This window comes from Streptomyces sp. NPDC097619 (assembly GCF_040302735.1).
GTDB lineage: Bacteria > Actinomycetota > Actinomycetes > Streptomycetales > Streptomycetaceae > Streptomyces.
On record NZ_JBEOSD010000243.1, the window covers coordinates 1 to 7,825 of the forward strand.

Genomic DNA, 7,825 nt, shown 5'->3' on the forward strand with positions numbered 1-7,825 from the left:
GGGCCCCGCCCCCGCCCGGGGGGAGGACGCCCCGCCGGCCGGCGCTGCGGCGCCGGTACGGGGACCCGGGCCGCTCAGGCCCGCGGGCGACCCATCGCCCGGTACGTCCACCCGGCCCCGCGCCACGCCTCCGCGTCCAGCGCGTTCCGGCCGTCCAGCAGCAGCCGCCGCGAGACCACCGCGCCCAGCTCCGCCGGGTCCAGCTCCCGGAACTCCCGCCACTCGGTCAGGTGCAGCACCACGTCCGCGCCCCGGGCCGCCCCGGCCGCGGAGTCCGCGTAGCCGAGGGTGGGGAAGACCCGGCGGGCGTTGTCCATGCCCTTGGGGTCGTACACGGTGACCTGGCCGCCCTGGAGGTGGATCTGCCCGGCCACGTTGAGGGCGGGGGAGTCGCGCACGTCGTCGGAGTCGGGCTTGAAGGTGGCGCCGAGCACGGCCACCCGCACCCCGAGGAAGGAGCCGCCGACGGCCTCCCGGGCCAGCTCCACCATGTGGCCGCGGCGCCGCATGTTGATGGAGTCCACCTCGCGGAGGAAGGTCAGGGCCTGGTCGGCGCCCAGCTCGCCGGCGCGGGCCATGAAGGCACGGATGTCCTTGGGCAGACAGCCGCCGCCGAAGCCGATGCCGGCCCGCAGGAACTTGGCCCCGATCCGATCGTCGTGCCCGATGGCCTCGGCCAGCTTGGCCACGTCCCCGCCGGCCGCCTCGCAGACCTCGGCCATGGCGTTGATGAAGGAGATCTTCGTGGCCAGGAAGGAGTTGGCGGCCGTCTTGACCAGCTCGGCGGTGGGGAAGTCCGTCACCACCAGCGGGGAGCCCCCGGCCACCGGGGTCGCGTACACCTCGCGCAGCAGCTTCTCGGCGTGCGGGCCCTGGACCCCGATGACGATCCGGTCCGGGTGCAGGGTGTCCTGGACGGCGAAGCCCTCGCGGAGGAACTCCGGGTTCCAGGCCAGCTCCACGGCCTCCCCGGCCGGGGCCAGCTCGGTCAGGCGGGCGGCGAGCCGCTCCGCGGAGCCCACCGGCACGGTGGACTTGCCGACCACCAGCGCGGGCCGGGTCAGGTGCGGGGCCAGGGAGTCCACGGCCGCGTCCACGTAGGACATGTCGCAGGCGTACTCGCCGTGCTTCTGCGGGGTGTTCACACAGATGAAGTGCACGTCGCCGAAGGCACCGGCCTCCTCGTAGGAGGTGGTGAAGCGCAGCCGCCCGGTGGAGCCCGGCAGCCCGGCCACGTGGGCCGACAGCAGCTCCTCCAACCCGGGCTCGTACATCGGGACCCGGCCGCGGGCCAGCATCTCGATCTTCTCCGGCACGATGTCCAGGCCCAGCACCTCGAATCCCAGCTCGGCCATGGCGGCGGCGTGGGTCGCGCCGAGGTAGCCGGTGCCGATCACGGTGATCTTGAGGGCCATGCGTGCTCCTGGAAGTGCGGGCGGGGTGCGGCACCCGAGCATAGTCGGGCCCGTTCGGGGGACGTTTCCCCCCAAGACCCGCCGTTGTCACGCAGCTCACTAGCGACTCTCGTATCCCGCTACGGGAGCTGGGCCCTAAGCTGGCAACAGAGCTGTGGTTACTTAACGGTAGTTAGCATGACCTTGGGAGTGAGAGACCTTGGCGGGTACCGCAAACTCGGCGTTCGACCTGTACCGCCCGGCCGAGGAGCACGACATGCTCCGCGAGTCGGTCCGTGCGCTCTGCGAGGCCAAGATCGCGCCCTTCGCCGCGGCGGTCGACGAGGAGGCCCGCTTCCCGCAGGAAGCCCTCGACGCCCTGGTCGCCAATGACCTCCAGGCCGTCCACGTCCCGGAGAACTACGGCGGCGCCGGGGCCGACGCCCTCGCCACCGTGATCGTCATCGAAGAGGTCGCCCGCGTGTGCGCCTCCTCCTCGCTGATCCCGGCCGTGAACAAGCTCGGCTCCCTGCCGGTGATCCTCTCCGGCTCCGAGGAGCTGAAGAAGAAGTACCTCGGGCCGCTGGCCCAGGGCGCGGGCATGTTCTCCTACTGCCTCTCCGAGCCCGACGCGGGCTCCGACGCCGCCGGCATGAAGACCCGCGCCGTCCGCGACGGCGACTTCTGGGTGCTCAACGGCGTCAAGCGCTGGATCACCAACGCCGGGGTCTCCGAGTACTACACGGTCATGGCCGTCACCGACCCGGAGAAGCGCTCCAAGGGCATCAGCGCCTTCGTCGTCGAGAAGTCCGACGAGGGCGTCTCCTTCGGCGCCCCCGAGAAGAAGCTCGGCATCAAGGGCTCCCCGACCCGCGAGGTCTACCTCGACAACGTCCGCATCCCCGCGGACCGCATGATCGGCGACGAGGGCACCGGCTTCGCCACCGCCATGCAGACCCTGGACCACACCCGCATCACCATCGCGGCCCAGGCCCTCGGCATCGCCCAGGGCGCCCTCGACTACGCCAAGGGCTACGTCAAGGAGCGCAAGCAGTTCGGCAAGCCCATCGCCGACTTCCAGGGCATCCAGTTCATGCTCGCCGACATGGCCATGAAGATCTCGGCCGCCCGCGCCCTGACCTACCAGGCCGCCGCCGCCTCCGAGCGCGGCGACGCCGACCTCACCTACCTCGGCGCCGCGGCCAAGTGCTTCGCCTCCGACATCGCCATGGAGGTCACCACCGACGCCGTCCAGCTCCTCGGCGGCTACGGCTACACCCGCGACTACCCGGTCGAGCGCATGATGCGCGACGCCAAGATCACCCAGATCTACGAAGGCACGAACCAGGTCCAGCGCATCGTCATGGCCCGCAACCTGCCGTAACGAACCCGGGCGGACCGGCCCGCACGTGCGGAGGGGCCCCGACGGCGTCGGCCGTCGGGGCCCCTTCGTGTGGTCGAGGGGTCAGTTCGCGGTGACCGTGACCTTCTCGTCGTTCTGGATCTGCTTCACCAGCTGCTGCACCTTCGCCTTGTCCCAGACGAGGTTGCCGCCGCGGCTGCCCGAGATCGGCATGTTCATCGAGGTGCCCTCGCCGCCGCTGATGCCCTTCATCGCGAAGAACATCTCGCCCAGGTCGAAGAGGCCCATGTCCTCGTCCACGATCAGCGTGTCCAGGCCCGCGCCCAGCGTCGGGTAGAGCTGGAAGGGGTTCAGGATCGTGCCCGGCGTGGCCGCCTGGCTCGCCAGGGCCGACAGGAACTTCTGCTGGTTCTTCGTGCGGGCCAGGTCGGATTCCGCGAAGGCGTACCGGGTCCGGACGAAGGCCAGGGCCTGCTCGCCGTTGAGGGTCTGCTTGCCGGCCTGGAAGTCGGCTCCCGACTTCTTGTCCTTGAAGCCCTTCTCGATGGTCATCTCGACCCCGCCGAGGGCGTCCACGATGTTCGCGAAGCCCGCGAAGCCGATCTCGGCGTAGTGGTCGATCCGCAGGCCCGTGTTGAACTCCACGGTGCGCACCAGCAGCTCCGGGCCGTCGGTGGCGTAGGCGGCGTTGAGCTTGGTGCGCACGCCGCGCGCGGCGAACTTCTTCCCGGACTCGGAGCCGATGAAGGAGGGGATCTCCACGTCCGAGTCGCGCGGCAGGGAGATCATCGAGTTCCCGCCGGAGCAGGCGGCGAGGATCATCATGGAGTCGGTCCGCTTGCCCTCCGCGGAGCCGGTGTGCAGCTTCTTCTTCTCCTCGGCGGACATGCCCTCACGGCTGTCCGAGCCGACGATCAGGTAGGTGGTGCAGTCGTCGTCCTTCGGACGCTCGATGACCTTGGACAGGTCCACCTCGCGGCGCATCTTCGAATCGGCCCAGAAGTAGGTGCCGACGGTCGTGACCACGAGCAGGGCCGCGATCGCGATGGCACCGGTCTTGAGCCGCTTGCGCCGCTGCGCCGCCGTGAGCGGCGGCCGTCCGGACCCGCCGGGGCCGGTCCGCGGCGGACGCCCGCCGGGTCCGCCCGGACCACCGTGTCCACCGCCGTGGCCGTTGCCCGGGCCGCCGCCGGGGCCGCCCGAGGGGCTGCCGTAGACCTGTCCGGTGTTGTAGCCGCTGTCGTACCCGGCGAAGGTGTCGTGCTGCCGGCCCGGCTGCGCGGGCACCCCGCGCGGCGGGCCCGCGGGCCGCGGGGGCCGGGCGGGCTGCTGCCGGGGTTGCTGCCGCGGCGGCTGCGGGCGCTGGACGTGCCGCATCACCCGCGGACCTTCGGGCTGGGGGGCGGCGGAACCGCGCCCGTACCGGTCGTCCTGGTCGTCGTTCCAGCCGTCGGGCCAGTCATTCATGCGGACAAGAATGCACGGGCCGGGGGGCCGGCCGACAGTCCGGGTGGCACTTCGTACCAGTGCTGTTGCAGAGCTGCGCCTTCGTACCCGGCTTAAGGTGTCTGCATGACTGACATATCGGGCGGCCTCCAGGGCAAGCCGACCTCGGCCTCGCGGACCACGCTGAGCCACATCATGACGGGCAACGACACCAATCTGCTCGGCACCGTCCACGGCGGTGTGATCATGAAGCTGGTCGACGACGCCGCGGGCGCGGTGGCCGGCCGCCACTCCGGTGGCCCCGCGGTCACCGCCTCGATGGACGAGATGGTCTTCCTGGAGCCGGTCCGTGTCGGGGACCTCGTCCACGTGAAGGCCCAGTGCAACTGGACCGGCCGCTCCTCCATGGAGATCGGCGTACGGGTCCTCGCCGAGCGCTGGAACGAGTCCACCCCCGCCACCCAGGTCGGCAGCGCCTATCTGGTCTTCGCGGCCGTGGACGCCGACGGCCGGCCCCGGATGGTGCCCCCGGTGGTCCCCGAGACCGACAAGGACAAGCGGCGGTACCAGGAGGCCATGATCCGCCGCACCCACCGGCTGGCCCGCCGCCGCGCCATCAAGGAGCTGCGCGAGCGCCGCGTCGCCGAGGGCCTGGACGACTGACCCCTCCGCGCCCGACCGCCCGACCGCCCGCGACCACGGGACCGGCGGCGACCCCCGCAACCGCCCGCCCGACCGACCGCCCGCGCGGCCGCCCGACCCCGCGCGGCCGCGCCGGACCGGTTCAGCGCCCCGCGCAGGTCACCTGGTCGCCCGTGACCACCCCGAACTCGCCCTGGTACGGATCCTCGGCCCGCACGGGGGTGACCTTCTTGAACTCGGAGCCGGCCGTCACCCGCAGGGTCGGCCCCAGCCCCGCCACCGCCCGCATCTCGCTGCCCGGCAGCGCCGTGGACAGGGTCTTCGCGGAGCGGTCCCAGCGCGGGTCGTACAGCACCACCGTGCGCCGCACGTCCCGGCTCGCGCCGGTGCTCGGGGCCTGGGTGGTGTTGAAGCCGGTGGCCCGCAGGGCCTTGTCCACGCGGCCGCCGAGCCCGTCGATCCGGGTGCCGTTCTCCACGTGCACCCGGATCTGCTGCGGGGCCACGTCCACCGGCACCGAGGTCTCGGCCTTCCGCGGCCGGTCCGGGGCCAGCGGCTTGTCCTCGCGCAGCGCCTCGAAGAGCCGGGCCGCCTTGGGCCCGTCCCAGCGGACCACCGATCCGAGCCCCTTCACGGGGGAGCCGCCCGAGGCGATGGGCACCGAGGCGAACTCGGAGGAGGAGGGGGTGAAGTCCCGCATGGCCTGGCCCAGCGCCAGCATCTGCTCCGACCCGAAGCCCCGGTCCGCACGCACCGAGCCCAGCAGGGTCGAGCTGAGCTCCTTGAACTTCACCGGGTTCAGCAGCACCCCGCCCGTGGTCGCCTGCTTGATCACCGCGGCGAGGAAGCGCTGCTGCCGCTGCATCCGGCCCAGGTCGGCCGCCCCGTCGATGTGCCGGGAGCGGACGTACTGGAGGGCCTGCCCGCCGGTCAGCCGGTGGGTGCCGGGCAGCAGGTCCAGCCCGGTGTAGGAGTCCCGCATGGGCTTGGCGGTGCAGATCTCCACGCCGCCCATGGCGTCCACCGTCTTCATGAAGCTGGTGAAGTCGATCTCCAGGTAGTGGTCGATCTTCACCCGGGTCATGTTCTCGACGGTCCGCACGGTCAGGTTGGGCCCGCCCTCGGCGTAGGCCGCGTTCAGCTTCACGGGATGCGGCCCGTGGTGCTTGCCGGAGGACTGGTCGGTGTGCGCGGGCACCTCCGCGTAGCTGTCGCGCGGCAGGCTGATGACGCTGGCCCGCTCCCGGTCCGCGGAGATGTGCACCAGCATGATCGTGTCGGTGCAGTGGCAGGGGGCGCCGCCCAGGCGGTACTCCCGCTTGTCCTCCTGGGTGATCTTGTCGCGGCCGTCGGTGCCCACCAGCAGCACGTTCAGCCCGTGACCGGCCTGCGGCCGGTTCTTCATGTCCTTGAAGGGGTCCACCCGCTGGATCCCGGTGTCCAGCCCCGTCACCACCGCGTGCCCCAGCGCCCCGGAACCCAGCACGAGCACCGACAGGGCGCCCGCGAGCCGCACCCCCCAGCGGGGCCGGTCGGCCCGCCGTGAGGGGGCGCGCCGGGCGCCCCGCGGGGGCCGGGGGCGGGGGGAGCGGTGCGGCTGGGGCACGGAGGACACCTCCACGTGCGGCGGGGGGACGGCGGGGAGATTCGTCAGAACAGTAGGCCGATACGACCGGGGTGGGCCGGACCCGCTCCACCGGCGCGCACCCGTGTCCCCCATACGCGGTAACGTGACCACCGTTACCGACCCATGAAGGACCACATGCCCACCCAGCAGCCCGCAGTCTCGGTGATCATGCCGGTGCTCAACGAGGAGCGCTACCTCCGCGACTCCGTCCGGCACATCCTCGGGCAGGAGTACGCAGGCGAGATGGAGGTGGTGATCGCCCTCGGCCCGTCCACGGACCGGACCGACGAGATCGCCGCCGAGCTCGTGCGCGAGGACCCCCGCGTCCACACCGTCCCGAACCCCACCGGCCGTACCCCGGCCGCCCTCAACGCCGCCATCAAGGCGTCCCGCCACCCCGTCGTGGTGCGCGTGGACGGTCACGGCATGCTCTCCCCGAACTACATCGCCACCGCCGTCCGGCTCCTGGAGGAGACGGGCGCGCAGAACGTCGGCGGCATCATGCACGCCGAGGGCGAGAACGCCTGGGAGGACGCCGTCGCCGCCGCGATGACCTCGAAGATCGGCGTCGGCAACGCGGCCTTCCACACCGGCGGCCAGGCGGGCCCCGCCGAGACCGTCTACCTGGGCGTCTTCCGCCGCGAGGCGCTGGAGCGGCAGGGCGGGTACAACGAGGAGTTCATCCGCGCCCAGGACTGGGAGCTGAACTTCCGCATCCGCGAGGCGGGCGGGCTGATCTGGTTCTCGCCCGAGCTGCGGGTGCAGTACCGGCCGCGGCCGAGCGTGCGCGCGCTGGCCAAGCAGTACAAGGACTACGGGCGCTGGCGGCACGTGGTGGCCCGCTACCACTCGGGCTCCATCAACCTGCGCTACCTGGCCCCGCCGGTCGCCGTGTGCGCCATCGCGGCCGGTCTGGTGACGGGCGCCGTGGTGACCCCGTGGGCGCTGGTCGTGCCCGGGGGCTACCTGGCGGCGATCGCCGCCGGTTCGGTGCCGGCGGGCAAGGGGCTCTCCCTGAAGGCCCGGGCGCAGATCCCGGTGGCGCTGGCCACCATGCACATGTGCTGGGGCTTCGGCTTCCTGACCAGCCCGCGCTCGCTGGCCCGCAAGGTGATCGCCTCGCGTCGCCCGTCGGTCCGCGCGGATTCCGCCCCGGCCTCCTGACGGGCGGCCCGCGGGCGGAGGCACCAGGCGTACCGGGCGGGGCCCGGCGGATCCGTTCCGCCGGGCCCCGCCCGCGTTCCACGTGCCGGCCGGAGCTAGTGGATGCCGGTGTAGACCTGCCAGCCGGTGCCGAGCTGTACGGCCTTGGTGAAGGTGCCGTTGGTGGTGGAGTTCAGGCGCCAGATCCTT

Annotated in this window: 6 protein-coding genes; 3 read left to right on the forward strand and 3 right to left on the reverse strand. The window is 72.2% G+C overall.

Annotation, left to right across the window (positions count from 1 at the left end; translation table 11 throughout):
• Positions 1 to 74: 74 nt before the first annotated feature.
• On the reverse strand, positions 75 to 1,415 hold the full coding sequence (locus ABTZ17_RS35170; protein WP_352199878.1) for a UDP-glucose dehydrogenase family protein: 1,341 nt from the start codon (positions 1,413 to 1,415) through the stop codon (positions 75 to 77).
• A 256-nt stretch (positions 1,416 to 1,671) separates the two neighbouring features.
• Between ABTZ17_RS35170 and ABTZ17_RS35175 the strand changes: the two genes are divergently transcribed.
• Complete coding sequence (locus ABTZ17_RS35175; RefSeq protein WP_502994971.1) at positions 1,672 to 2,778, forward strand: acyl-CoA dehydrogenase family protein; 1,107 nt, start codon at positions 1,672 to 1,674, stop codon at positions 2,776 to 2,778.
• Positions 2,779 to 2,859: 81 nt separating this feature from the next.
• Here the strand turns inward: ABTZ17_RS35175 and ABTZ17_RS35180 are convergent, their stop codons facing one another.
• Positions 2,860 to 4,224: an LCP family protein gene (locus tag ABTZ17_RS35180; protein ID WP_352199880.1), complete on the reverse strand. Its 1,365-nt coding sequence runs from the start codon at positions 4,222 to 4,224 to the stop codon at positions 2,860 to 2,862.
• A gap of 105 nt (positions 4,225 to 4,329) precedes the next feature.
• On the opposite strand from ABTZ17_RS35180, the gene ABTZ17_RS35185 reads away from it, so the two are divergent.
• Entirely contained in the window at positions 4,330 to 4,866 is a 537-nt protein-coding gene (locus tag ABTZ17_RS35185; protein ID WP_352199881.1) for an acyl-CoA thioesterase, read from the forward strand.
• A gap of 121 nt (positions 4,867 to 4,987) precedes the next feature.
• On the opposite strand, the gene ABTZ17_RS35190 is transcribed toward ABTZ17_RS35185, so the two are convergent.
• Positions 4,988 to 6,451, reverse strand: coding sequence for an LCP family protein (locus ABTZ17_RS35190; protein WP_352199882.1), 1,464 nt, complete (start codon positions 6,449 to 6,451; stop codon positions 4,988 to 4,990).
• Positions 6,452 to 6,607: 156 nt separating this feature from the next.
• Between ABTZ17_RS35190 and ABTZ17_RS35195 the strand changes: the two genes are divergently transcribed.
• Positions 6,608 to 7,636, forward strand: a complete 1,029-nt coding sequence (locus ABTZ17_RS35195; protein ID WP_352199883.1) for a glycosyltransferase family 2 protein — start codon at positions 6,608 to 6,610, stop codon at positions 7,634 to 7,636.
• Positions 7,637 to 7,825 lie beyond the last annotated feature (189 nt).

Coding starts and splice junctions, on each gene's coding strand:
- ABTZ17_RS35170 (WP_352199878.1), bottom strand. CDS start 1,415: ATGGCCCTCAAGATCACCGTGATCGGCACCGGCTACCTCGGCGCGACC.
- ABTZ17_RS35185 (WP_352199881.1), top strand. CDS start 4,330: ATGACTGACATATCGGGCGGCCTCCAGGGCAAGCCGACCTCGGCCTCG.
- ABTZ17_RS35195 (WP_352199883.1), top strand. CDS start 6,608: ATGCCCACCCAGCAGCCCGCAGTCTCGGTGATCATGCCGGTGCTCAAC.
- ABTZ17_RS35175 (WP_502994971.1), top strand. CDS start 1,672: ATGCTCCGCGAGTCGGTCCGTGCGCTCTGCGAGGCCAAGATCGCGCCC.
- ABTZ17_RS35180 (WP_352199880.1), bottom strand. CDS start 4,224: ATGAATGACTGGCCCGACGGCTGGAACGACGACCAGGACGACCGGTAC.